Origin of the sequence: Paenibacillus peoriae (assembly GCF_022531965.1) — a bacterium.
Taxonomy (GTDB): domain Bacteria; phylum Bacillota; class Bacilli; order Paenibacillales; family Paenibacillaceae; genus Paenibacillus; species Paenibacillus polymyxa_D.
The window spans coordinates 3,608,615-3,634,439 of the sequence record NZ_CP092831.1 but is presented as its reverse complement, the minus strand read 5'-3'; the positions used below and the strand labels follow the sequence as shown (position 1 = coordinate 3,634,439).

20 protein-coding genes and 3 pseudogenes are annotated in these 25,825 nt (G+C 44.5%); 16 read left to right on the top strand and 7 right to left on the bottom strand.

Going from position 1 to position 25,825, the window contains the following annotated elements:
- The first annotated feature begins 9 nt into the window (after positions 1-9).
- From MLD56_RS15945 to MLD56_RS15935, 3 genes are read left to right on the top strand one after another with little or no spacing between them, the layout of a single operon-like run.
- Positions 10-1,143 carry an MGDG synthase family glycosyltransferase gene (locus MLD56_RS15945; protein WP_029517701.1) on the top strand — a complete coding sequence of 378 codons (1,134 nt, stop codon included), beginning with the start codon at positions 10-12 and terminating at the stop codon, positions 1,141-1,143.
- A complete protein-coding gene (locus MLD56_RS15940) occupies positions 1,143-2,366 on the top strand; it encodes an MFS transporter (RefSeq protein ID WP_241113308.1) in 1,224 nt (407 codons plus the stop codon). The genes MLD56_RS15945 and MLD56_RS15940 overlap by 1 nt, the downstream gene beginning before the upstream one ends.
- 21 nt (positions 2,367-2,387) lie before the next feature.
- The gene (locus MLD56_RS15935; RefSeq protein WP_029517699.1) at positions 2,388-2,702 is read left to right on the top strand and encodes a hypothetical protein; all 315 of its coding nucleotides are present in this window, start codon (positions 2,388-2,390) and stop codon (positions 2,700-2,702) included.
- Between the two features lie 219 nt (positions 2,703-2,921).
- Here the strand turns inward: MLD56_RS15935 and MLD56_RS26135 are convergent.
- Positions 2,922-3,417: pseudogene (locus MLD56_RS26135) on the bottom strand (IS30 family transposase); the annotation flags it as partial.
- A gap of 365 nt (positions 3,418-3,782) precedes the next feature.
- Here MLD56_RS26135 and MLD56_RS15925 point away from each other — a divergent pair.
- Positions 3,783-4,061, top strand: a pseudogene (locus MLD56_RS15925) (IS110 family transposase); the annotation flags it as partial.
- A gap of 43 nt (positions 4,062-4,104) precedes the next feature.
- Here the strand turns inward: MLD56_RS15925 and MLD56_RS15920 are convergent.
- A complete protein-coding gene (locus MLD56_RS15920) occupies positions 4,105-5,898 on the bottom strand; it encodes a helix-turn-helix transcriptional regulator (protein ID WP_241113307.1) in 1,794 nt (597 codons plus the stop codon).
- A 300-nt stretch (positions 5,899-6,198) separates the two neighbouring features.
- Here MLD56_RS15920 and MLD56_RS15915 point away from each other — a divergent pair.
- The 4 genes and pseudogenes from MLD56_RS15915 to MLD56_RS15900 form a co-directional block, all read left to right on the top strand.
- A pseudogene (locus MLD56_RS15915) lies at positions 6,199-7,362 on the top strand (serine hydrolase domain-containing protein); the annotation flags it as partial.
- Positions 7,363-7,580: 218 nt separating this feature from the next.
- On the top strand, positions 7,581-8,741 hold the full coding sequence (locus MLD56_RS15910) for a serine hydrolase domain-containing protein (protein WP_241113306.1): 1,161 nt from the start codon (positions 7,581-7,583) through the stop codon (positions 8,739-8,741).
- 859 nt (positions 8,742-9,600) lie between these two features.
- Positions 9,601-9,948 carry a YolD-like family protein gene (locus tag MLD56_RS15905; RefSeq protein ID WP_029517694.1) on the top strand — a complete coding sequence of 116 codons (348 nt, stop codon included), beginning with the start codon at positions 9,601-9,603 and terminating at the stop codon, positions 9,946-9,948.
- A 201-nt stretch (positions 9,949-10,149) separates the two neighbouring features.
- Positions 10,150-10,308, top strand: coding sequence for a hypothetical protein (locus MLD56_RS15900; protein WP_241113305.1), 159 nt, complete (start codon positions 10,150-10,152; stop codon positions 10,306-10,308).
- A gap of 79 nt (positions 10,309-10,387) precedes the next feature.
- Here the strand turns inward: MLD56_RS15900 and cysK are convergent, their stop codons facing one another.
- Together cysK and MLD56_RS15890 are read right to left on the bottom strand one after the other, a co-directional pair.
- A complete protein-coding gene (gene cysK / locus MLD56_RS15895) occupies positions 10,388-11,326 on the bottom strand; it encodes a cysteine synthase A (protein ID WP_029517693.1) in 939 nt (312 codons plus the stop codon).
- Positions 11,327-12,083: 757 nt separating this feature from the next.
- Positions 12,084-14,027, bottom strand: coding sequence for a serine hydrolase domain-containing protein (locus MLD56_RS15890; RefSeq protein ID WP_241113304.1), 1,944 nt, complete (start codon positions 14,025-14,027; stop codon positions 12,084-12,086).
- A gap of 257 nt (positions 14,028-14,284) precedes the next feature.
- On the opposite strand from MLD56_RS15890, the gene MLD56_RS15885 reads away from it, so the two are divergent.
- From MLD56_RS15885 to MLD56_RS15865, 5 genes are all read left to right on the top strand, one after another.
- A complete protein-coding gene (locus MLD56_RS15885; RefSeq protein WP_029517691.1) occupies positions 14,285-16,345 on the top strand; it encodes a glycosyl hydrolase 115 family protein in 2,061 nt (686 codons plus the stop codon).
- 120 nt (positions 16,346-16,465) lie between these two features.
- A complete protein-coding gene (locus MLD56_RS15880; protein ID WP_029517690.1) occupies positions 16,466-17,128 on the top strand; it encodes an S-layer homology domain-containing protein in 663 nt (220 codons plus the stop codon).
- A gap of 259 nt (positions 17,129-17,387) precedes the next feature.
- The gene (locus MLD56_RS15875; protein ID WP_029517689.1) at positions 17,388-18,056 is read left to right on the top strand and encodes a uracil-DNA glycosylase; all 669 of its coding nucleotides are present in this window, start codon (positions 17,388-17,390) and stop codon (positions 18,054-18,056) included.
- A 16-nt stretch (positions 18,057-18,072) separates the two neighbouring features.
- Positions 18,073-18,495, top strand: coding sequence for a YolD-like family protein (locus tag MLD56_RS15870; RefSeq protein WP_029517688.1), 423 nt, complete (start codon positions 18,073-18,075; stop codon positions 18,493-18,495).
- A 120-nt stretch (positions 18,496-18,615) separates the two neighbouring features.
- Positions 18,616-20,502: a hypothetical protein gene (locus tag MLD56_RS15865; protein WP_029517687.1), complete on the top strand. Its 1,887-nt coding sequence runs from the start codon at positions 18,616-18,618 to the stop codon at positions 20,500-20,502.
- Positions 20,503-20,576: 74 nt separating this feature from the next.
- On the opposite strand, the gene MLD56_RS15860 is transcribed toward MLD56_RS15865, so the two are convergent.
- Both MLD56_RS15860 and MLD56_RS15855 read right to left on the bottom strand, forming a co-directional pair.
- Positions 20,577-20,879, bottom strand: a complete 303-nt coding sequence (locus MLD56_RS15860) for a hypothetical protein (protein ID WP_013310964.1) — start codon at positions 20,877-20,879, stop codon at positions 20,577-20,579.
- Between the two features lie 385 nt (positions 20,880-21,264).
- A complete protein-coding gene (locus tag MLD56_RS15855) occupies positions 21,265-21,459 on the bottom strand; it encodes a hypothetical protein (RefSeq protein ID WP_029517686.1) in 195 nt (64 codons plus the stop codon).
- A 140-nt stretch (positions 21,460-21,599) separates the two neighbouring features.
- On the opposite strand from MLD56_RS15855, the gene MLD56_RS15850 reads away from it, so the two are divergent.
- Positions 21,600-22,040: a NucA/NucB deoxyribonuclease domain-containing protein gene (locus tag MLD56_RS15850; protein WP_029517685.1), complete on the top strand. Its 441-nt coding sequence runs from the start codon at positions 21,600-21,602 to the stop codon at positions 22,038-22,040.
- Here MLD56_RS15850 and MLD56_RS15845 read toward each other — a convergent pair.
- A complete protein-coding gene (locus MLD56_RS15845; protein WP_176715684.1) occupies positions 22,033-22,209 on the bottom strand; it encodes a hypothetical protein in 177 nt (58 codons plus the stop codon). The genes MLD56_RS15850 and MLD56_RS15845 overlap by 8 nt on opposite strands.
- Positions 22,210-22,322: 113 nt before the next feature.
- On the opposite strand from MLD56_RS15845, the gene MLD56_RS15840 reads away from it, so the two are divergent.
- Both MLD56_RS15840 and MLD56_RS15835 read left to right on the top strand, forming a co-directional pair.
- A complete protein-coding gene (locus tag MLD56_RS15840; protein ID WP_029517684.1) occupies positions 22,323-24,143 on the top strand; it encodes a sensor histidine kinase in 1,821 nt (606 codons plus the stop codon).
- A complete protein-coding gene (locus MLD56_RS15835) occupies positions 24,118-25,743 on the top strand; it encodes a response regulator transcription factor (protein WP_029517683.1) in 1,626 nt (541 codons plus the stop codon). The genes MLD56_RS15840 and MLD56_RS15835 overlap by 26 nt, the downstream gene beginning before the upstream one ends.
- The last annotated feature ends 82 nt before the right edge of the window (positions 25,744-25,825 follow it).

Here is a 25,825-nt window from a genome sequence, read left to right as displayed (position 1 = left end):
GTGACAATAGTGGGACAGGAACCGCAAATTTTAATTTTAACGGCCGATTACGGAGAAGGTCATCATCAGGTGTCCAAGGTGTTGCAGCAAAGCTTGATCCGCAATGGTTATTGCCAGGTGGCGGTTGTCGACTTGTTCCGGGAAGCCTATCCTGTGCTGAACAAAATAATCCGCTATCTGTACCGGCAAAGCCTGTATGCAGCCAGCCTGGGCATTCCCTATTACGGATGGACCTACCATCTGACCAACCAGCTTCCCATGAAGGGAAAGATCGCAGCCTGGATGAACAGTCTTGGAGGCGACAGGCTCAAGAAAATCATCCTCCAGTACCAGCCGGAAGTCATCATTTATACATTCCCGTTCGGCAGCTTGCCAAGCAGCGTGGCATTATCTGCGATCCGTCCCCGGACTGCTGTTGTCATAACGGACTTTGACGTTCACCGAAGATGGCTGTTCGCCAAGCCGGATCATTATTTTGTCCCTGCCAGCGACGTGAAAGAGGCCATGGTCAGGCAGGGCGTCCCCGAGAGTCGTATTACCGTGACCGGAATTCCGGTCAGAGAGTCATTTCATGATGCGGCAATGAGTGGTCCCGGCTCCGTTAAAGAAGCAGATGAGCATGTGATTCTGCTTATGGCTAACGTCTGCGGCACATTGCATTCGCTATCGAGGCTCATCGGGAAGCTGCTGCTCTTGTCAGGCGTCCGCATTCAAGTGATTTGCGGCCGGCAGGAAGGATGGAGACGGAGGCTTGCGGAGAGCTGGGCGGATGATGCAAGTGTGGATGTATTCGGCTTCACCGATCAATTGCATGTTCTGATGAGCAGCGCCTGCTGCGTAGTCACGAAAGCGGGAGGCGTTACACTATCCGAGACGATTCAGGCCGGGGTTCCAATTTTCATCCTAAATCCGTTTCTGGGGCAGGAGAAGGAAAATGCCCTGTATTTGCAGCGCAAAGGAGCGGCAGTCGTGGCCTTTACGATTCATGATCTGGTGTTGCAGATACAAGCGATGATCTCCTCTGAGCAGATCAAGCAGTCGATGATGAACGGGCTGCTCGCAGCAAGGCAGAAAGCGGCTGCGGACCATATTGTCCGGCATTTGTTTCCTGAGGCAAGTCCCTTAAGAAGGAGTGGAATATGATGAGCGGGAGGAGCGCGTTCAAGCTTTCTACTCTGACGCTGTTCACGGTGCTTTTTTGCACAGAGTTTGTCCGAAGCGCTTTCTTGTTCTCGTTCCTGCCGAACTTTGCCGTCAACGAGTCGGGGCAAACCGTTGCTTTGGTCGGTCTTGCCGTCTCGCTTCATTATACAGCCGATACGCTGATTAAATGTGTGGCTGGATATTTGCTGGACAGGTTTTCGCTGCGCTGGCTGCTGCCCGCCACTTTCGTCCTGATGCTGTCCGGACTAGCCGCCGTGTTCTTTAGTCCGTATGCCTGGGGGCTTGTTGCCGGTTCCGTGATGCTTGGGATGGGGGCGTCGCCTATATGGCTCATTTGTCTGGAGAAAGTCCGACTTACGGAGCGGGCGGCCCAGATGGGAGCGATATACACCGTGTGGTTGGCCTGCATCGGTCTGGGGCCGGTCACAATCAATCTCACCTTCGATTATGGCTTCGAACCTGCCTTCCGGCTGATGGTTGCGCTGCTCGCCGTCGGCTGCATCGCATCGTTCGGGATTAACAGAACAACCCCCTTGCATCTCCAGAATGTCAGCTTTGCCGAACAAGCGGCAGGACTGCGAAGAAGGCTCGTTCAGCTGAAATGGCTGCTGCCAGGCATGGTCCTGCAGATGACCGCCGCGGGACTGCTGCTGCCGATACTGCCCGGTTTTGCCGCTGACCAACTCGGTCTGAGCCAGCCGCAATATTCGCTAATGCTCATATTAGGCGGGGCCGGCGCGATGCTGTTTCTTGTCCCGATGGGAAAGCTGGCCGATCGATGGGGGCACAAGCAAATGCTGTTCGCCGGTTTCGTATCGCTTACGGTCGTATTGGCTCTGTTAGTCGTATCCATGCCGCCGCCTGCATTAACGATGCTGTTTGCCTTTATGCTGGGATTGTCTTACTCAGCCGTGCTTCCGGCCTGGAATGCGGTGCTGTCGTACCTTGTTCCGGAGGATCAGAAGGGGACCGGGTGGGGAGTACTCTCCGGGATTGAAGGGCTCGGTATTATGATTGGCCCGGTCATCGGGGGAGGGATAGCCAGCCAGTATACGAATGCCGCTGCCATTAGCATCAGCGCTGCTTTACTGGCGGTTCTTGCACTTTTTTATTTGATTTTGCCGCAAAACAAGCTTGTCTCGGCTGGCGGGACTTTGCAGCACAAGAGGGAGAACGCTCATGGACCTGATCGGGTTAGTTGAACCGAGTATGGATACCTGGTCTTGCTCATCGGCTTGCCGCTGGACTTCATCGCGCTCCCCATTCCGCCGAGTACACCTGAAATCCAAGCCATCGAAAATCATCACGATACAAGCCTCAGTTCATCTACCTCAGTACAAGAAGCTGGTGAAGGTGCCGATTTTAATTACGATTCTTTAAAGGATTACATTGCCTATGGTCTAACTTATGATAAGAAAGAGGACAGATTTCTCTTCAATGACAAGCAAGTCAGATTGTTTGTTGATAAGGATATAAAAAATGAAGGTAGATCAAATAACTTTTACTATGATGCTAAAGGAAATCCGATTTCAAAGTGATTAGAGATGATAACAATAAGATAATCAAAATAACGGAAGTTCATGGGAGTGAGTTACAAGCCTTAAATAAAACATTTGGATTTATAATAACTGATGGAAATTTACAGTTTGAATAAGTAGAGTCATTATATAAGCTACTGAAAAAGCCTTAAACCGTAAAAGGTGAAAGAATACCAGTGAAATGATGGTTTTCTTTCACCTTTTTTAATAGACGGATTGTCAAGACAAGTACAACAGTTCCTCCTGTAACGATTCGTGAGAGGACTTCCATCTTAAGTTTTTCGGGGCCGGTTGTTAATCAGGGCGAGAGCTTGTCCCAGATCAGCATCTGTCACCTGAGCGAAGTTATGACCCTTTGAGATTAATTCACGCCCAAGACTTGGTATTTTCGTTGGAGTCTCGTTGCCAGGATGAGTACGGGCCGGCGAAATAGACACCCACGCCGTACAGTCGTTCCAATTCTCTGTGACAGGCGAATTCTTTCCCTCGCCCACGGTCGCGCTCCGAATCGCAGACATCGGATACTGAGCCGCCAGTAAGCCAAACGCGATCTTCATCGATAATGCCGTGCGATCGTCATATAATCACTTGGTAAAAACGTGTTTTTGCCTCTACGATGTGTCGACACAAGTTTACTCTTTCCTCGGCTGGAAACGACCGTATCCAGCTCCCAGTGACCGAAGGTTTTCCGGCTACGGATCGTATTGGGACGCTGCAAATCAGGCCGGGTATTATGAATCGATATCAGGAAAATTGGTTTAGAACAAGTCGTGGTTCAGTACAGCCAGCATTTTCATTTTACAAACGAAGATTTACACGAGGAAGTTGCTGCTACCCAACCCTTGATAAACTTTCAAATACATAAATAATCAGTCAATTTAAAATGCCGTTGCAACGGAGAAAGTAATCACTATTTATCAAGTTTGTCCCCTATATTGATAATGAAGTGGGTTTAGTTTTTATATGAGCGTAAGTTGAAATAAGAGGTTTCAGAATGAAAAAGACTCCTTGGTATGATGTAAATGGGTCCAAGATGCTGGCCAGCGACGGGATCCAAAAACAAACCAAGGAGACTACAAGATGAATTCTACTCAAAATGAACGTATTAATCAAATCACTTCTTCTACCTTAATTATCGGTGTAGACATCGCTAAATTCAAACATGTCGCCCGGGCACAAGACTACCGCGGAGTCGAGTTCGAGAAGGCTATTACGTTTGAGAACGACCGTGAAGGCTTTGAATTGTTCGTTAGCTGGTTCAGAAAGATTGCGACGGAGCAAGGGTTCCAGGACGTCATCGTTGGCATGGAACCAACCGACCACTACTGGTTGAACCTGGCCCATTTTTTGAAAGAACAGCACGCGACCCCTATATCGTGAGTACCATCGGGAAATTCTCCAGCTACACGATATTCTTCATTCGCGCCATTTCTAATGCTTCTTCACGGTTGTTGACGCCGAGTTTCGAGTAGAGAATCGAGCAGTAATTGCGGATCGTTCCCTCCGATAAAAATAGCTTGGCGGCAATCGATTTGTAGCGCAGACCGCTCGACAGATGCTCCAGAATCTCCATCTCGCGTTTCGTAAGCCCGTACGGGTAGTTTCCCTGACTTGAACCGATTTTCTCCAACTGCTCACGTTGACGCTTCATCTCTTCGAAAACTTGCGTAGCGACCGATTGGTCGATCCAGGTTCCTCCATTATAAATAAGTTTCAAGGCTTCCTTCATCTCCCGCGGATGAATCGACTTCAGCATGTAGCCTTCTGCCCCGCGCTCCAATGCAGTTGCTGCCTGCAAGGAATCCTTAAACGTTGTCATGAATACAACCTTCATATCAGGCCATCGTTGCTTCATCTCAACTAAAGCTTCAATCCCGCCCATTCCCTGCATACGAATATCCATTAGCACGATATCTGGTTGGGAGCGATCACAATGTTCTAATGCTTCGCGCCCGTCCCTGGCTGTACCAACGACGTTAAAATCAGCATGCTGATCCAAAATTTGCTTCAAGCTGTCGGTAATGATCACCTGGTCATCAACGATCAGCAGGCGGATCGCATCATGTACAGGCTCTGTCTGCAACGGAATATTACATATGACGAAAGTTCCTTGTCCTGACTCGGAATGCACGGACACCGTGCCGTGAAATAGTTCAAGTCGTTCCTTCATTCCATTGAGCCCAAATCCAAATTGGATTTCTTCCATTCCGATGCCGTTATCTTCGATCTGTAATCGAAGCTGCTGACTATTGAAATGTAACTGAACGGATATCACGCTCGCCTTACCGTACCGAACCATGTTGGTTAGAGACTCTTGAAGGCAACGATATAAACAAATGTTTATTTTTTGCATAACGAGAGTCTCACTGCCGATCACACGGAATTTGACCGTTATACCTGTTGACTTCATAAAATCTTCAGTTAATTGCCGCAGCGATTCACTTAACGAATGGTTCAACGGAGTATGAGAGAGCTGATGCAGATGCTTTCGGATATCAACCAGACTGTGTTGGGCGATTCCGACAAGCGAATCGATCCTCTCTATTTGCGCATCTGGTACGGACGATCGCAGTGATTGGATGCCGACGATGAGCGAGGTAAGCGTATGGCCAATCGTGTCATTCAGCTCATGTGACAGCCGGCTGCGCTCCTCCATCAGCGTAAGTTCCTCAATCCGCTTAATATGCTGCTCCAGCAACAGCTTTTGCTCTTGAATAATTCGGGCTTGCTTGTGGGACTGAATTAAAATATTAAACGCGAAGCCGATGGCAAAACCAAGGCTGCAGCTAACGATAAACTCATACGGGAGACGATCAGCAATCCAACCGTTCAATACCGGGAATACGATTCCGCTAAGGATACCTGTCCACACATAGGTTCTTCGACTGCTCGTCAAGCCGATAGTTATCACGAGTAAAACAAAAGACCAAAGCAATCCCGGGGCTGCGTAGGCTAAATATAGATAAAAAAAGCCCGTTACCGTGACTTCGATTGTGAGATACCAGTCTTCTTTCCTATAGAGGATGATTAATGGAACGAGATAAACGACGAAAGCGAGAGAAAGTACAACCCAAAGCGATACAACGGTCAATGACGGATCAACAAAACCAGCGCTTGCGATAATGACCAGCCAAAGCGTTCGTATGGCCACAAGTATCCAATCATACCAGACCCTTTTTTTCATTATCGAGAACACGAATTACGCACACCTTCTTATATTTTTTTGCAAATCAAATTCCGAATGATTCAGACCTATCATGCAATATAACTTCCCGATCCGTCAAGCGAAAGAGGGTGGGGTAACAGCGGTTAGAACGTAGCTTAGCAAGCACGTCATATAAGACAGTTGACAGTTTGTCATGCGGTATATGTGACAGGTCCAAGTACGATGTCATCAAAAGCTTGGCGGTTTTATCACTGTTCGATTTAACAATATCGGAGGTAAGGTGAGGGGGTAAAGCAGAACAACATTCTAAAATAATAGGAGCGATGCGTTATGAAATCATTCACCATTCGAAAAGGAGTTGCACTTACTTTAACAGCTATATTGGCGGGTACACTGATATTCCCTGCTTATGGAACTGTCCACGCAGCGGGTCAGACGGCAACCTATCAAGCAATCGATAAAGCTGCCAATACCGACAATATTCCAGGCGTTGTCGTTACCGTGAAGAAAGGAGATGCGAGTTGGTCATATGCTTCCGGTGAAGGGAATATCGAAAGAAACCATAAGATGCACGCCGACTTCTCTTTCCGGATCGGAAGTACAACGAAGACGTTTGTCGCTACGGTTGCCTTGCAGCTTGCTGGCGAGAAGAAGCTGTCCCTTGATGATACGGTGGAGAAATGGCTGCCGGGGCTCATACAGGGCAATGGGCACGACGGCAATAAAATTAAGATTCGTCAATTGCTAAATCATACAAGCGGACTTCCAGACTACTTGACTCCAGAATTCAGGACTAAATTACTCACAAATCCTGGCGAAAATTATACAGCTGAGCAGTTAATCGCCCGTGGCTTGGAGTTAAAGCCGGTAACAGGGTGGGTATACTCGAACACGAATTACGCGATTATTGGCCTCATTATCAAGAAAGTCACCGGGGAAACATATGCGGAGCAGATTAAGAAACGAATTATTGAACCGCTTCAACTTAAAGAAACGTTCCTCCCCGGCAGCTCGACGGATATTCCGAAAAAAAATGCCCGCGGCTACTTGGACATTGGAAGTAAATTAGTAGATATTACTGTGCTTAACCCATCGTTTGCTAACGCCGCCGGAGACATGATCTCGACAGGGGAAGACATGACGACGTTTTTTCGCGCCTTATTGGGTGGAAAGCTGTTGATACCGGAGATGCAGAAAGAGATGGTGACCAGCACAGCCGACTCCCCATTTGGAAAGTATGGACTTGGCATACACCAAACAAAGCTACCGGACGGCACCATCGTATGGGGACATGCAGGAGGTATTCCTGGATTCACCAACTTCGCAGGCGGAACGGAGGACGGTCAACATGTCATCTCGATAAATATCAATGTACTGGGAGATGCGGTTAAACATATCGACAATATTTTAGCGTCGGAATTCGCAAAAGAAACCAAAAAAGAACTCAACGAGAAAGAAAAGAAAAGCAAGCATCGGGAAGAAGTCAAACGCGTCCGTCAAGCGAAAGAGGGTGGGGTAACAGCGGTTAGAACGTAGCTTAGCAAGCACGTCATATAAGACAGTTGACAGTTTGTCATGCGGTATATGTGACAGGTCCAAGTACGATGTCATCAAAAGCTTGGCGGTTTTATCACTGTTCGATTTAACAATATCGGGGGTAAGGTGAGGGGGTAAAGCAGCACAACATTCTAAAATAATAGGAGCGATGCGTTATGAAATCATTCACCATTCAAAAAGGAGTTGCACTTACTTTAACAGCTATATTGGCGGGTACACTGATATTCCCTGCTTATGGAACTGTCCACGCAGCGGGTCAGACGGCAACCTATCAAGAGAAAGAAAAGAAAAGTAAGCATCGGGAAGAAGTCAAACGCGTCATGGATCAGGTAGTTACCAACAAAAGAGTCCCAAGTGTCGTAGCAGGCGGGCTACAGGATGGGGAACGCTGGTCCTACGCTACGGGTACAGCCAGTTTCGAAGTACCACGCCCGGTGGAGCCGGATTTTTCATTCCGTATTGGAAGCATCACGAAGACATTCACTGCTACCGTTGTATTGCAGTTGGCTCAGGAGAAAAAATTGAACCTGGATGATTCGGTCGAAAAATGGCTGCCAGGGGTCATAAAGGGTAATGGGTATGACGGCAACAAAATTACGATTCGTCAGTTATTGAACCATACAAGCGGGCTTGCGAGCTATACTGATCTTGATTTTCGAGATATTACCTTGCCTCAAAATCCATTCCGTTACTATTCGTCCGACGAGCTTATCAGCATGGGACTAGCAAAGCCGCCTGTATATGCGCCAGGGAAGGGCTGGAATTATTCGAACATGAATACTATACTAGCCGCTCAAATTATTCAGAAGGTAACAGGAGAGACGTATGCGGAGCAGATCAGGAAACGGTTGATCGAACCGCTCGGTATGACAGGGACATTTGTAATGGAAAATAGTCACGATATTCCAGGTAAGCATGCCACAGGATATAATATGGATAGATCGGGTCATTTGTATGATTTAACAGAAATGAATCAATCATGGGCAAATGCAGCTGGAGATATAGTCTCAACAACTAAAGATTTGACCACCTTCTTCAGTTCGCTGTTGGGCGGAAAGCTTCTAAATCAAGAGATAATGAACCAGATGCTCACGACAGTAGATTCACCTATAGGTAAAGTCGGACTAGGGATTTATGAAATAAAAACAGCTGACGGGCAATCATACTGGGGGCATGCCGGCGGTACTTTCGGATTTGAATCGAGAGCCTTCGGATCTCTAGGCGGGCAGCATATTTTGGTAACGTGCATCAACTCGGTAGCTCCGGAAGTGGAGCCGGCTCACAATAAAATAATCAATAAGGAGTTTGGTCGTTAAGTTTAAAGCCGACATCGCGTCCTTTATTTGAGGGCGGATGTCGGTTTCTGCTGTGATTAACCGTCGTTTCATGCAATCGAGACACATATGTCCGCATTCAGAATAAAACGACATCAAAATAGACAAGATGCACGAGGGGCATAACGACGGCGTATTTTATATTCGGTCGGTCAAGCTCTACTATCGACTTCTTTATCACTCCCGCCAACAGATGGTTTACCGCCGAAATCGGTAAAATAGGTTAGACGCAAATTCGATATAGAGAATAAGAAGATATATGAGATTTTTAGAAATACATAGTAGGTATAGACAACGTAATATTACTAACCTACACATTGCACCAGACTACAATTTCTATTTAAAGACTTCAAGGAAAATCAAACATTAAGACTAATGTACAAAAATATCAGAATTTCGTATATGTTATTCCGCTAACGGGATACGTTAGTTCAATGGAACAGCGACAGTCTAGGACATTATTTTCTCGTACTGGTTGTCACTGTTCCAATTTCAAAGTCCGTCTAAAACTTATTTTATGGAGACTAGCGGTATGACAATTCGAAAGATGCATGGAATAATGTCGATACAATCGTATGGAACAATATAGGAGATGAATTTGAGGGAAAGAAACTTAATCATTATTCAAAACTTGATCTAACCAGGTGAATATGCGGTGGTTAGCCAATTTTAATGCTCCAAAATTTTCATTTTATCCCCCTGATTTTGTATTTTCGTCTAGTCTATCAGACCTAGGAATATTTTTCTAGGACAAAAGTTTTGGATTCGGTATGCAAAAAGCCTTGTCTAGAACGTATGTTCGGAATATAATTTCTACATAATACATCAGGAGGCTACATACATGTCGAAAAAATTAGAAGGTAACGGCTTATGGGAAAGCAGCAGGATTATCATACCAGAACACAAGGAAGCATACTTAAAACTCATGAAAGACCGTCAGCGGAGAGGCAAGCCGGAACTTGACGATCAGGAAGTCCAGTTGATCGAGCAAGCGCTTATAGAGTCCTACAACACACGTCAACCTATAACACTAGTGGTTTTTAGCCCATTCGATGACGAAGAACTCACAGGTGTAATCACGTCTATAAATACTACTCGCAGGGAAGTGAAACTGTTTCGTGGCGAGGATGATTTTAGTTGGATCAAGTTGGAGGATATCATTTTCAGCAAGTATCTAGCAAAAATCTAAGGGTAGTAAATATTCTACTGATGTTATTCAACAAACAAGAAATGTCTCAGCTGCCTTATCTACGACAATTCAGCCGAAGTCTTTCTAGGAGCATTTGATGCTAGTGTTTTAGCTGAGCAGATCAATCCTCATATCGCAATCGAAGACTTCCTGATGATGATGCGTTACACCCGCATCAAGTTAAAGAAAGAGGCTTACAGAGTGGTACAAAACTACTACGGAGAAGCTCACTTTTACAGAAAAAGCCTGATGAGCTACAACAACATCGGGCTGGGCAAAGGTAACTTTTTCTTCGCTAACGGTCCATTTGTTGTGCAAAAAAATGGACCGCTAGCGAAGAAAGAAATCAATTCAGGTTAATGAAACAATTCTATGCGCTCTTGCTTGTGTACTTGGAAAATTAACAAAAGAGGAAGCTGGATTCCTGCCTCTTTTGTTATTATTCTACGTCTGAGAAAAGCGGAGTGGACAAATAACGCTCACCTGTATCAGGTAATATGACCACGATCGTCTTGCCTTTGTTTTCTGGAAGCTTTGCAATTTGTGTTGCTGCATAAACCGCAGCCCCAGAAGAAATACCAACAAGCAGCCCTTCTGTTTTGGCAAGCAGGCGTGCAGTTTCAAATGCATCTTCGTTTTTAACTTTGAAAACCTCATCCACATATTCTTCATTAAAGTTATTTGGAATGAAACCAGCACCGAGTCCTTGTAGTTGATGTGAACCTGGAGTACCGCCAGACAGCACTGGTGAATCGAACGGTTCGACGGCTATCACTTTTACAGAAGGTTTTCGTTCCTTCAATCCCTGGCCAACGCCCGAAATAGTCCCACCTGTACCTACGCCCGCAATAAAAATATCTACACCGCCATCCGTATCATGCCAGATTTCTACAGCTGTAGTTTTGCGGTGGATTTCTGGATTGGCAGGATTGCTAAACTGCTGTGGTATGAAAGAGTTTGGTGTTTCGGCAGCCAATAGTTCAGCACGCTTGATAGCGCCTTTCATCCCCTCGGATCCCGGTGTTAACACAAGCTCAGCACCGAACGCAGTCAAAAGCTTGCGACGTTCGATACTAAACGTTTCAGGAAGTGTAATTATAAGTTTATATCCAAGAGCCGCAGCTGCAAATGCAAGTCCGATTCCAGTATTTCCACTTGTTGGTTCGATAATAACGGAGTCTTTATTGATTAAGCCTTTCTCCTCAGCGTCTTTAATCATAGCATATCCAATGCGGTCCTTAACGCTACCAGCCGGATTGAAATATTCCAACTTAGCTACCACGTTTGCCTCAATATTTTGGATTTGGCTGTAGTTCAACAGTGCTAGCAAAGGAGTATTTCCAATTAATTCAGTCAACTTTTGGTGAATTTTAGTCAAAATTATCCCTCCAAACAATTAATTCATATCTACTTACTATGACATAGATATTATCACGAATTTTTCTTCATAACCATGTTCTGTTAATTCATAGTGAGGAGCGGGAACGGATGGAACAGTTTAAACCTAAGGTACTACTCATAAAAAAGTAGTCCAAGCTTATTCAGAACCTGAGAGTCATTAAGAATGTATACAGTGTATCCTTTTACCCGCTAACCTAGTGGTCGGCGGATAACGAATTTGTATTTAGTAGAAGGCAAAAAGAGCAGTAAGGAATTAATCCTTCTGCCTCACCGTTAACATACGGGGAGGCGTTTTTGTTTTGGCAAGCTACGGTGTATCAATCGCGCCATCAAGTTGCTCTTGCGAGAGTTTACGACTAAATGCCTACAATACGAAGTAATTTATGTTCTTAATAAGGATATCGATACATCATCTAAAAGAATTGTGGCGAAGGTATCCTCTACTGTAACACGGAACACTAAATCTCTGGAAACAGTTACCTAATTTCCTGAGATTGAGAAAGTGTGGGAGGATATGACAGGGGCTGCGCCTTTTCCACTTTTCTTTGGTTTCATTTGAATTAACCCTCTTTCTGTAGACATATTTGCTACACTAGTAGTTTATGAAATATGAATAAGAGTGTTCATAGAGAAGAGAATAAAAAAGACCGTCTATTGACGGCCTTTTCTATGTTTCGACTCGAAATATATCGTGGAGGCTATCTATGCTATAAAAAGGATAAAATTAAGTAGATCTATGCGAAAAAATAGAAATTATAGGAATACAAGAAAAACGAAATAGCTAAAAACGAAAGAATCAGCGTCGCGGTGTATACCTTTCTTAACAATGTAGCCTCCGAAACGTTACATTTTCTTACAGCAAGATAGGCAGCCGGTACAAAGGCAAGCCCAAGTACCCAGAAAAGGATAATATTGAAATTGAAATTGGACATAGGCTGATAGGGGGCGCCTATCAATTGGATGCTTGAAGCAATGAGATTGACGATCACAAGCAGACCCAGCAAGGGGATTACGGTTACACTGTCAGGCAAGGGAAGCCGCGAAGCACTCTTCTGCTTTCTTGCGTCCTTGAGCTTCCGCAGCCATCCAATAATACCGAAAATAGACCCAAGCGTAAACCAAATACCGCATCCCCCGACCAGAATATAACTGAAGATGGATGTTTGCAGGAAGGATATCGGCAATTGGTCATCGATCACTCCATATGACAACTGCGTCACTTTACCATCGGCATTGGTTAAGAAAAAAAGACGGCTGATGTTTAGGCCCGCGTGATCATAAGGAGTGCTCCCGGGAGTCACGCGTTCAAAAAAATAGGGTTTGGTTTCTACATAATCAACATGAATATTCATGGATGGAATACTCAGAGTGATTCCGCCATTGCCGTTGGCTGTGACCACTTCTTCCGCATTGGATAATACGGGTATAAGCTTCAATATACCAGATGATACTGCGCGAGCAGAACGGTATTTTCCCTCCACATCCGCGCTATGCTTCAACGTGCTGTCCGCTTGCGGAGTAGCGTGGGAACCCCCGACAAACAGGTCAATGAGTTCGCTTCTTGCCCCGGACATTTCATTTTCCACATTAGTCAGAATACTGATCCCAAAGTTTTGATCCGGCACGATAGAGACCAGAGAGGAGAATGAATCTGTATTTCCACCGTGCTCGATAACACGATAATCTCCCGCAAACCGTTCCCAAAAGCCATGGGCATTCCCCGGAAGCTCGGGATAGTGGGTATACGAAGCCTCATGCATTTCTCGCAAGGTTTCATTCTTGTTGAACAGCGAATATTTTAAGGAATGGTCCATGTTCATATGAGCAAGCATAAAATGAGCCATGTCCTCCGAAGTAATGTTTAACGCACCAGCCGGCACATCATTAAAGAAAACATTCGGCTTTGCCACCCAGTTTCCATCCTTCTTGGAGTAGCCTGTTGCTTTATGTTCGATAACCTCTGGAATAAGATCATACCGTTGTGTAAAGTAAGAATGTTTCATGTCTAGAGGCTCAAATATATGTTTCTGAATATAGGTTTCAAAAGGCATTCCGGATACACGTTCTATAATATAACCGGCCAGGTTGGTCCCATAGTTGGAATAAGCAATCACTGTTCCAGGCTCATAAATCTGTTGAGGCTGGTTTCCGGGTGCGACATGCTCCTTGAGAGGCCTAAGATCAGCAGGATCATGAACCAAAAGTTTTTCCAGGCGCTCCTCAAAACCTGTCGTGTGGCTCATCAGTGATTTCAGGGTAATAGGCTTATCAAAAGAAGGCTTGAGAAAGCCGTCAGGCAAGTATGTGCGGATGTCCGTATTCAAATCCAGCTTTCCTTGCTCAACCAGTTGCATTACTGCCGTCCAGGTGAACAATTTCGATACGGAACCGGCCTCCATATAGGTTGTTTCCGTACTCATGGGTGTTTGTTTCTCGATGTTTGCGTATCCGTAACCTTTTGAAAAAACAATTTTTCCGTCCTTTACTATGGAAACCGCAGCACCAGGAATCGCTGTTCCTATATATTTTTTCATAATTTGATCTGTTCTGTTTTCGATTTCGGAAATCGGGATTCCAGAGGGAGTGGTTGGAACGGCCCCAGAAGCATATGCCTGGACCGGGATAAATGCCATCAATGCCAACAGGAACAAAGAGGCAAATCGTTTTTTCAATTTCATATCAAGTCTCCTTTTTGCTGCGCTTGAATCTTTAAGAGCAGTCTGTTTTTTGGAACATTTTTAGTGTAGCAGTCAAGTCTTTCTTATTTCTCTCCTGTTCCTTACTTTTTTCTTTCTCAAATGAAGCTTCAACTCTCAAATGATTTACCGAAAAAAAGCTATATTTACGTTGGTACAGCTTTATATGTATGTTGACAACCTATAAAATAAAGACAAGAAGAATCCTCATAGTTGAAAAAAATAGGAGATGACAATAAATGAAAGCCTGTGAACCTCTGACTATTTCATCTGAAAGCGGATACAATCTTCAAACTGATGAAAGTGTGCCCATTGCCCACGCTTGGAACATGATTGCGCGAGATCATAAGCAAGTGTTTGGCAACGAGCCATTGCAAACAGAAGTAGAGCCCTCGATCATTATCCGTTGTGCGCAGGAAGGAGATAGCTGTCCGCATTGGCCAGAGGGCTATTGTCTGCGTTTTGTTGCTGGTAGCAAGGGAACGGTACTCCATATTATTGGCCGTGATGAATTAGGAATTATTTATGGACTGCTTCATTACAGCCGTTTCGCTCTGGGTGTGGAGCCGTTCTGGTTCTGGGCGGAGCTCCTCCCGCCTAAGCGGGATACCATAGTAATACCGAGCCAGAATGTTGACAGTATACCGTCCAAGGTCCGATATCGGGGATGGTTTGTCAATGATGAGGTATGCTTGATTGGCTGGAAAGATGATTATCCACCGACGGAGCAGGTGTGGCAGCCCGTTTTTGAAGCGTTACTGCGCTGTGGTGGAAATATGGTGATTCCCGGAACCGATTTACCACGCACAGGTATCCATCATAAGCTTGCAGCAGACATGGGTTTATGGATCACACATCATCATGCTGAACCGTTGGGGGCGGAGATGTTTTTGCGCGCCTTTCCGGGTAAACAAGCTAGCTACAGAGAGCATCCCGAGTTGTTTGAACAGCTGTGGCAGGAAGCGATTGAACGGCAAAAGGAAGAAAAGATTGTATGGGTATTATCTTTTCGCGGGCAGGGTGACAAGCCTTTTTGGGAAGATGATCCTTCCTTTAATACGCCGGACAAACGCGGACAATTAATCTCGTATGTGGTTCGCAAGCAGTACAATATGATCTGTGAATTTGTGGAGCATCCTGTGTGCTGTATGGCGATGTATGGTGAGATTGCCGAGTTATACAAGCAGGGGCATATGGAAGTACCCGAAGGGGTGATTAAAGTATGGGCGGACAATGGTTACGGTAAAATGGTATCTCGGCGCCATGGGAATCTTAATTATCGTGTACCAGCATTGCCTGAGGCGCAGGATGGGGACAAGAATGGAGTATATTACCATGTGACCTTCCACGATTTGCAAGCGTCGAACCATCTTACCCAACTTCCCTCCTCAGCCAGCTTAATTGTAGAGGAATTAACAACAGCGTTTACTTCAGGGGCGGACGAGTACCTGCTGGTCAATTCAGGTAATATTTTGCCGCATGTATATACGCTGGATTTAGTAGCAAATTTATGGATGAAGGGTGAAGTGGATGCTGAAGAGCAGCTTACTGATTTTATCGGACGGCTGTACAGTAGTCAGCTTCAAGAGATTTCCCAATTATACCGGGATTATTCCCGTTGCACTATCGTTTATGGCCCGCATAAGGATGATCGAGCAGGGGAGGAATTCTATCACCATCCAGCTCGGCAAATTATGGGGTATTGGCTACAAGGCAAAGAAGGCAGTGATGAACGGCTGTACTGGGCTACTGGAGAAAGGCCTTTTCCTGAACAGGTTCGCTGGTTCAAGGAAAAAGCCGAGTCGGTAATCCCGGACTGGGTTGAACTGCGAGAGCGGTGTCTACGAATCATGAAGCAGTTGTCAGAAGATGAATGTCGAAGGCTGTATAATCAACTGCTTGTGCAGATTGAACTGCATCTGAGTGGCTCACGTGGACTGGCAAGCTTATGTAGCGCTTATGGGCTGTTCCTTGAAAAAGATTATCCACGAGCATTTATACAAGCTTCTCATGCCGTTTGGAGCTACCGGATGGGTAAAGAAGCTTTATCGCTCGCAGGAACTGGAAGATGGGAGCATTTCTACCGGGCAGATTGGTTAACCAATCTGGATAATACTATTTCACATGCGGACACTGTACGGAGATTTCTTCGTCTTCAGGGAGACAGTCCGGATATGTTCCTGTGGTCCAAACAATATTTAATGCCAGAAACAGAGAAATATATCTACCTAGAGAATACGCATCGCAAGCCCCTTCCCGATGATGAGTTGGCACGCAGTCTGGAGAAGGTATTATATTAAAAAGGAAGGCACGTAGCATAAGAAGCAACAGCGTCTGCCTGCAACCTTTCCAGCTTATACTACGTCAATGAAGTTGTTAATGGCCAAGCGGCCTAATTCAACTACAAGGTGGAACTTAACATGAGTATGAGAAAAGGTGCATTTGCAGCCATTACAACTGTAGCCATATTGTCCTTTTCCGTTGGAGGTCAAATGTTTGCGGCAGACCACAAATTTAAGGATTTGAATAACGTAAGCGGTAAAGAAAAAATTATATCCCTTAAAGATCAGGGTCTACTCAAAGGTGCCTCTGACACGCAGTTTCTCCCGTCATCTAAAGTCACCGCTGCCCAAGGCATTCAGTTGATCTCCGGCGGACTCCAGCTCAGTTTGGCCGCCATTGATTTGAACAAGGAGCCACAGGTCAGTAGACTGTTTACCCATGTTAAGGATACTGCATGGTACGCTGAAGCTTTTATCAACGCTCATTATAATGGTGTGGTTATTCCAAAGGATATTGATCCTGCCAAAGCTCTGACTAAGGAACAGTTCACCCATATGCTGATTCAGGGCATGGAAAAAGCAGGCGCTCTTCCGATGATTAAAATCGCACCTGCGAATATTGCGGATGACAGCGAACTGGAGCCTTCTTACCAAGGTAGCATTCAACGCTCGCTAGTCTACAAGGTCAATACCTTGGATGCAAATGAAAAGTTTTATCCAAAAAGCGAGATTACACGTGCCGAAGCTGCTGTTATGTTATATAATGCATTGGAATACTTGAATACTCATACAAAATCGTAACAAATACAGCAATAAAGAGCTTTTCTTCAGAGGGAATTAAGCTTTCAGTTACTTGACATCATTATCGTTAATGTTATAATAAGGAAATCGAATTTAGACCTGCGGTAGCTGATTACCGTAAGGATATTTTCCTGGTCCTTCGGCATATAACACAGGTAACGAATAAATAAGCTGGCTCCGGATGAGGAGTTAAGCTTATTTTTTTGGATCAAAAAGCTTACCGTTTTCACTGATTTACATATTGAGAGGAGACAGGAGTATGTTTGGGAATGACTGGGATGATGTACTACGAGAAGAGGTCGAAAAGCCATACTTTAATGATTTAAGGTATACGTTAGCCCGAGAGTACAAGTTACATAAGGTATATCCTCCAAAAGAAGACTTGTTTTCCGCACTCAAATTAACGCCATTTCATCTGACCAAAGCGGTTATATTGGGACAGGATCCATATCATGGAGAGGGACAAGCTCACGGTTTAAGCTTTTCTGTTAGACCTGGTGTGCGAACGCCACCGTCTCTATTAAATATATACAAGGAGCTTCGCGATGATATCGGTACTCCCATTCCGAATCAGGGATACCTCGTTCCTTGGGCTGAGCAAGGTGTGCTGCTGCTGAACAACGTGTTAACCGTTCGTGAAGGACAACCGCAATCTCACCAGGGAATAGGTTGGGAACGTTTCACGGATGCTGTCATTGAAGCGATTAATGAGCGCGAGCAGCCAGCAGTGTTTATTTTGTGGGGGAGCCATGCTCAGAAAAAAGCAAGCTTCGTGAATACCAGCAAGCATTTGGTGCTGAAATCCGTTCATCCGAGTCCATTGGCGGCTCACAGAGGTTTTTTTGGCAGCAAACCTTTTTCGCGTACCAATGCATTTTTGCAGGAGCATGGAATGGAACCGATTCGGTGGGAGATTCATAGCCGCTAGCACTGGAGGTGAGGACATGCGTCAATGGAAGGGACGTCAGGTCATTTTATATCACGGCAACAATGGTCATACCCAGAAGGTGCGCGGCACGCTTGAAAAATGGGATGAGATACGAAAGTGTGTTATTTTAGGCCCGAAAATGCTGGCTATTCCTTTTGAAAATATTACGCATATTACCATGTTTCCTCCGGGGCGTGAGCGTAGAAGCCGCCATCCGGCGAAGCTGAACGCTACTGGTTATGTAATGAGCGTTCCGTTACAGTTTGATAATGCCATTCATTTTCAGTCGGCGGTGACGATTTGGAGAGAGGATCAGCTGATTGCTTATAATGTAAAGCTGGTTAGTCACTCGGCACACGATGTAATTCTTGAAGATGGACAAACCTTATCTAAGGAAGAGCATTTGTTTGTGGTAAGGTCACTGCGTGGAGAACTTTAACTGTAATAATTCACCTTTTTTTGATGAAGGGTTCAATTTAGTTAACTGCTTACCGATAAAAGATAATGGGATTGTTAATAATACCCTGTTTTATAGAATGAAACAAAGGGAGCGAAACGAATGGAACGTATGAAACGTATGAGCAAACGGAGTACCTTCTTACTTGCGTTGCTGATGTTTGTATTTGCAGCATGGCCAGCAGGTTTGATCCGGGCTGAGGAGAGCAAGACCTCCACGGTAGAGTGGGATAGTCAAAATCCGACTACATTGAATCTGGGTGGAAGCCCCGCTCAATTAAAAGTGTGGTCATTGACAGAAAAGGGCAAGGAAGATGTTACACAAAAGGCAGAATGGATCTCTGGGGATTCAAGTATTTTAAAGGTAGATAAGGGACTCATTACTCCTGTGTCAAAAGGGCAGATTAAGATTGTTGCTACATATGAGCAGCAAACGGTAAGTACAACGATTACAGTAAAATCGCCTTACAGCAAGCTGCAATTAAATCCGACGGGTCCACTGAATCTGACGATTGGCGGAGAATCGAAGCAATTGACTGCTCAAGGTGTTCTTACTGGAGGTGGGACGGAAAATGTATCCGGTGTCGAATGGACTTCTTCGAATGCGGCTGTTGCTACCGTTAAAGATGGTCTTATTCGTCCACTTGCCAAAGGCGTGACTTACATTAAAGCAAGCAAAGATGAACTCAAAGCACAAACGATTGTGTATGTGCGCTCTTCTTCCCAGGCATTGGTATTGAGTGCAACTGGGTCCAAATCGGTCTTTTTAGGTAGCTCCCCCATTCAGGTTAGTGCAACTGATGTCAACCTGACTGGCAGCAAAACAGATGTGACCAACACGGCAGAATGGACTTCCTCCAATCCGCTGGTTGCCACAGTCGAGCAAGGTAAAATCACACCGATGGATGCAGGCAATTCGACGATTACAGCGTCCTATCATGGTTTGAGCAAGACTCTGAAGATTAATGTACTTCCGACGGTTGAAAAACTGGTTTCAAGCAAAGCCAGTCTGACTCTCGAAACAGGAGGCAAAACTTCTCTTCCGAGTATATCTGCTTATTTGGTCAATGGAGCAAAAAAAGCAGTTCAATCCGATGTAAAATGGAGCTTAAGCAGTGAAAGTGCAGTTAAAATAGCAAATGGTAAGCTGGTTGCAGTGAACCCAGGCAGTGCAACATTGACAGCAACGGTAGGTGCGCTCAAACTGGATATTCCAGTGACTGTGCAATATAAAGTGCTCAAGCTGACGGCTTCTGAGAAAAAATATGTACTGGTTGCAGGCCAAGAAGCAAGTATTCCGACAGTAAAAGCCCACATGGCTGGTGGTGGAATACTGGATATTACCAATCAGGTAAGCTGGGTAGGTACAACAGCCGCAGTTACAGTAGCAAATGGTAAAGTAAAAGCGGTGAGTGGCGGTAACTCTGGAATCAAAGCTATGTATATGAATAAATATGTGAAAGTACCTGTCATTGTGGAGGGAGCTATTTCTACATTGACACCAAGCTTTTCGAATGCTGAGATGAATTTGAAGGGAAGTAAGTCCATCAAAGTCGTCGGCATATATACGGATGGTAAAAAAGTTACCCTGAGCAGTAAAGTGAAATGGACAACATCGAATGCTTCTGTAGTGGTCGTAAAAGGGTCTTCCATTAAAGCTGTTGGAATTGGAACAGCAACCATTACAGGTACGTACCAGGATAAGTCGTTTAACGTGGAGATTAAGGTTACACCTAAGCTGCTCAAGCTGGTATTGAGCAATAAAAACCTGAAGTTGCCTAAGGGCTCATCTCAAGTCCTTAGCGTGAGTGCTGTTTATGATTCAGGTGCGACTACGAATGTAACCAATTCTGCGGTATGGACATCCTCCAAACCGTCGATCGTACAGGTTACTGGCGGTCAGGTGAAGGCCTTGGATAGTGGAAGCTCCAGTATTAAAGTAGTCTATGGTGGTAAGAAGGTAACGACATCTGCCAAAGTGTTAAAATAGTCTACGTACATTGCCACATCCGGCGTATACCAACAAATAAACCCCCGGTCCAAAGACCGGGGGTTATTTTCAGCTTATTCTACGCCGTCCTGATAATGATTTTTCCAATGTTTATCGCCTTTGTGTGCGAAGTCTTCAACTGTCTTTTCCAAAGTAGCTACCAGTTGGGCTTTAATCTCAGAAATTGTGTCTCGGAACAGTCTTTCTTCCGTACCATTGATCTTTTCACCATATAGAGCCTGAGCGGCTATAAATTGACGATGTTGCTCCACAAAACTGTCAATCGAATGCAATGCATGCTCCACGTATTGGGAAATGCTATGATGCTCGTTAGGCAGTTGCAATTTTAATTCATGAACTCTGTTTAATAATGCCATGATGATCACCTCGTGCGTTTTGTTATGTCAATAATTATACATCATTTTCGGAAAACTTTCATTAAATTTTGATTAAAATGTGACTTTTATTATGTCATGATTGCATTTTCAATGGTGATCAGGCATAATTTTCGGAAATTTCATTATTTTCCTTTGTATTGTGATTTTAAAATTTAAAATATATGATACGAAGATGATGCAAGAGCAAGCTGCGACAGCTGTCTTTCTGACATGTTATAATGGGGAAAAGCCCAGTCGGAAAGGTTGTCAGTATGGTATGAAGCTTTTTAAAGGTTTATTTTGGGGGATTCTGATTAGTCTTCTTCTGTGGTGTGCCTTGTTTGGGCTTGTCCGCTGGATGTCTCATTAAGTCGCTTCCTGTATCTTATACAATAACTCTTGCGACTGTATCCACGTCATTAACAGAAATCGTATATACGTGTTCGTCATCATAGAGCTTGAATTGCTGAGTTTCTTGGTCAGATAGGAGCTTAGGCCAGCCAATTACGGTACTTCCATTCAGTAACCGGACTACAACGGCTTGCATTTGGCTCACGGCCAGTTTGATCTCATCGTTCATTCGTGCAACCTCCTCTCTATACTATTTGTCGTCCAATATTCAACCTTTTTTTATAGTTAGTAAGGGGTTACAAAAAATAAAATCCGGGGATCACCTTAGTTGAAGGCATCTATTGGAATAGCTTGAAGGGAAGAGAGAAATTGAAGAAAAAGTTGCTAAGTTTTATAGCTTTAGTTCTGCTAGCTGCGGGCGCGTACTGGTTTGAAGGAGGCAATCTTCTTACGAAAATAACAGGAGAGAACCCGCCTTCCTCGGCGGCTCAGGTAACGCTGCAATTCCCGTCAGGTCGTTACCCTGAAACGGCGCAGCATATTAAGGAAGCCATTCAGGCGGGAAAATCACCAGTATGCACAATTGACCGTGAAGGAGCCGAGCAAAATCGCAAGCATTCGCTTACAGGTGTTCCCACTCGTAAGGGATACGATCGTGATGAATGGCCGATGGCTATGTGTTCAGAAGGAGGCAAAGGTGCAAATGTCAAATACATAGCCCCTAAGGATAATCGTGGGGCAGGATCATGGGTTAGTCATCAATTGGATGAGTATGAGGATGGAACTCGTGTAAAATTCGTTATTAAATAGTTTTTGATTTCGTGTTTTTACCTTTTAGCTCCTTAGATGTTTCCTGTTTGGCCTTAACCAACGCCAGAAAATCAAAAAAATCACCTAGTGTATTGAAGCCGGCACCTAAAATGGCCAAGTCTTCAGCGGATAGTTGGTTAAACCATTCCATTTGCTTAGCATCAAACATATTATCACCGCCAACCATTGATAATGTAGTGTATGTACTGACGGCAACAAAGGTCAGGGCTCAGGCATACCAATTAAGTATCCTGTTTCTTGTGCAGAGGATGTGTAGAACTCATGTTTAAATTTAATTTTTATACTAAAATCGTCTCCATCGTTATCGTATTGCTTATACCTCTGCTGATCCTGTATGTCTATTCTAATCAGACAACGACAGGTGTACTACGTGAGGAGCTGAATCAATCTAATTATAATCAGCTGACTTTTTTTCAAAACCAGGTGAATACGAATATTGAAATGATTTCCTCCTGGCCGCATCTGCTGATTCATGATCCTGATGTAGCCAGTTTTCAAGCGATTTTTTTGAAGGACAAAGTTCTCAATCTGGATGGAATTAACCTTGTCAAACGGATTCAAACCAAGCTTGGGCTTCAGGAAAGCTCTTCTAATTGGAGAACCGGACTGAGTATCTATTCTCCTTCGCTTGGACGGGTTGTATCGGAAAATGGAGCAGGTTTATATGACCAGAAAAAACTAAATCAGCTGATAAAAGACGGCTGGCAGGTATCCAAAAAAAGATCATACGGGAAAGACCAATTTATATTTTCATTGTATACATTATCCCCGTTTTCTTCACTTGGTAATCCAGAAACTGCTAACACGATTATTAAGGTTGAATTTGACAGCAGTAATATTCAGGATATGCTTGACCGCTTCAAAGGTGATGGACGCAAGGAGCCTTTTTATTATAAAAAAGGCGTAGGAGCGATCTATAATCGTACTGCCAATGAAGAGCTGTCTGGACAGCTGATTTCAAAATTAGAAAAAATGGGACTCCATGAAGTTGACAATCTGACTGTGAAAATTGGAGAAGAAAGCTACCTGGTTCATGCCGTTCTTTCGCAAACGACGGGTTGGTATTTGATTGATTACATGCCTTTGTCCGATATGATGTCTCCGATTTACTCATCGAATCGACTGTTTTATATAACGGTTGTTGGCTCGCTGCTGGTAGGCCTGATTGGCGCTTACTTGCTTCATTCACAGGTACAAGTGCCGATTCTTCAGCTTGTGCGGGCATTTAGGAGACTAAAGGACGGAGACTATGCTGTTCGATTAAGTCTAAGGGGGAGTCACGAGTTTGCTTTCCTGTCTAGTCAATTCAATCAGATGGTCGAACAGATTCAGGAGCTGTTTGAGAAGGTGTATGTTGAGCAGCTACATGTCAAGGAAGCGCGACTAAAGCAGCTCCAGTCACAAATCAATCCACATTTTTTTTATAATTGTTTTTCGTTTATCACAAGTATGGCGAAGCTGCGCAATCATGAGGCGGTCGTGGCTATGGCTCATAATTTATCCAGGTATTATCGGTATACGACAAGACAGGAGCGGGATTTGGTTCCATTGTCAGAAGAAGTCGAGTTTGTTCAATATTATCTGAGGATACAGCAGATGCGTATGCCAAGGCTAACGTTCTTAGTTCATGTTTCTTCGCAGGCCAGCAGTCTGCCGATTCCGCCGCTTATAGTGCAGCCACTGGTGGAAAATGCGGTGCTGCACGGAATAGAGCCTCAAGCGGAGGAGGGTCTAATTCATATTTTGACTGAGCGTGTTGGCTCGTATATGTACCTGATTGTGGATGATAACGGACTCGGTTTGAGTAGAGAGGCTATAGCTGCCCTGACATCAACGCTTGACAAGCCTGTGGAAGAGGATCATGGATACGGTTTGTGGAATGTGCATCACCGCATGCGATTACATTTTGGGGAAGATGCCGGACTGGAGTTCTCTTTGTCTCCATTGGGAGGATTGCGTGCAGTATTAAAATGGTCGATCTCAACAGAAGGAGAGCATGCGAATGGTTTAATTGAGCCTTCGCCAGATTCGAATATAGTTAAAACGGAGGGACCAGATGGTTCAGATATTACTAGTAGATGATGAGAGTTATGTAACAGAAAGTCTGGCAGCTACCATTCCGTGGGAGACGCTAGGCATCGAGAGGGTTCATCAAGCGGTTTCCGCATTAGCAGCAGTGGATGTGCTGGAAGCGTACGATATTGATATTCTGGTAACAGATATTCGTATGCCTGGTATGACGGGACTGGAGTTGATTGTTGAAGTAAACGAGCGATGGCCGCATATCCGAAGTTTGTTACTGACAGGCTATGCCGATTTTGAATATGCTAAAAAAGCGCTTCAGCTTAAGGCTTTTGATTACATTTTAAAGCCGGTGGATGATGAAGAGTTTATCAAATGTGTGTCAGCCGCCATGGATTCGCTAAAGGAAGAATGGGAAGCATTTGACAAGGTTCATCAATTACAATATAGCCGCAGAAACGATTTTGGTGTACTGCGGACCCATTTGATGCATGATTTGCTACTCGGGCGTGATTTACCAGTACCAAAAATAGAGAGCAAAATGTCCGAGTACGAAATCAAGCTACGTACGGGACATCCTGCCAGTATGCTGCTTATTCAGCTAGGAAAGCATTTTTCTGATATGGACTATCATTCAGTCTCCTTAATTGAGTATGCGATTGGAAATATTGCCGAAGAAGTGTTCGCACCTGATTTTCACGTTTGGCATTGCAAAGCGCCGCATGACTGCTTAATTGTATTAATAGAAGGGGATTGGAATTCATTTCCTGAGCGGAGTGTGGATGAGCAGAATCGTTTTTTGAGTGCGGCGATTGAGGCCTTTCGAAAAAATGTAAGCAATTACTTGAAAGGGGAAATTTACGTTGCATTAACCGGATGGTTTAAGTTTCCAGAGGAACTGCCTAAGCTATATCAGACAGCGATTAGATCTTTATACTGGAATCATCAGGAGGAAACGGATGCACTGCTATTCATAGAAGAACAGACAGAACAGCCACACAGTTCAGTTAAGTCACTAGAGGGGCTTTATATGCACCCTACGCTTACTCATCTGCTCGAATCCAGGCAATGGGACGAGGCTGAAGCGAAAGTGAGCCGTGTATTTGGAAAAATGGAAGAGGTGGGATATACACGCGAGCATTTATATGAGCTGTTTATTTCGGTGACGAGCGCCTTTATGTATACAGCGCACAAACAAGGACGTTTCATTACACAGATGGATCAAGTAGGCTTCGATCCGTTACATGCGCAGAAAATGGTTCATTCGTTCCCCCACCTCAAAGAGTGGATATTTTCCATGATGAACAAACTTAAATCTGAATGGTCCGCAAGCGAACAAAGCGCTAAAAGTTATGTGGTCAAGCAGGTTCAGGAGCTCATCTCCCAGGATAAAGGCCAGGAGCTGTCTGTTAAGACGATTGCTGATCAGGTTTATCTTCATCCAGTCTATCTGTCTAAAATTTATAAAGCTGAAACCGGAGAAGGTCTGGGTGACTATATTATCCGAATGAGAATGGAGCGGGCTCTTTATTTGCTCAAATATTCCAACAAAAAAATATACGAAATTACGACGGAACTAGGCTACCAGAATCCCCAATATTTCAGTAAAATGTTCAAAAAGCATTACGGAATGACTCCGCACGAATTTCGAGATCAGTAGAGATGGGACCAGTAAAGACGAAATCAGTAAAGATCAGTTGGGAAAGGTGCAGAAATATTTATTTTGTGACATAGGCTGTGAA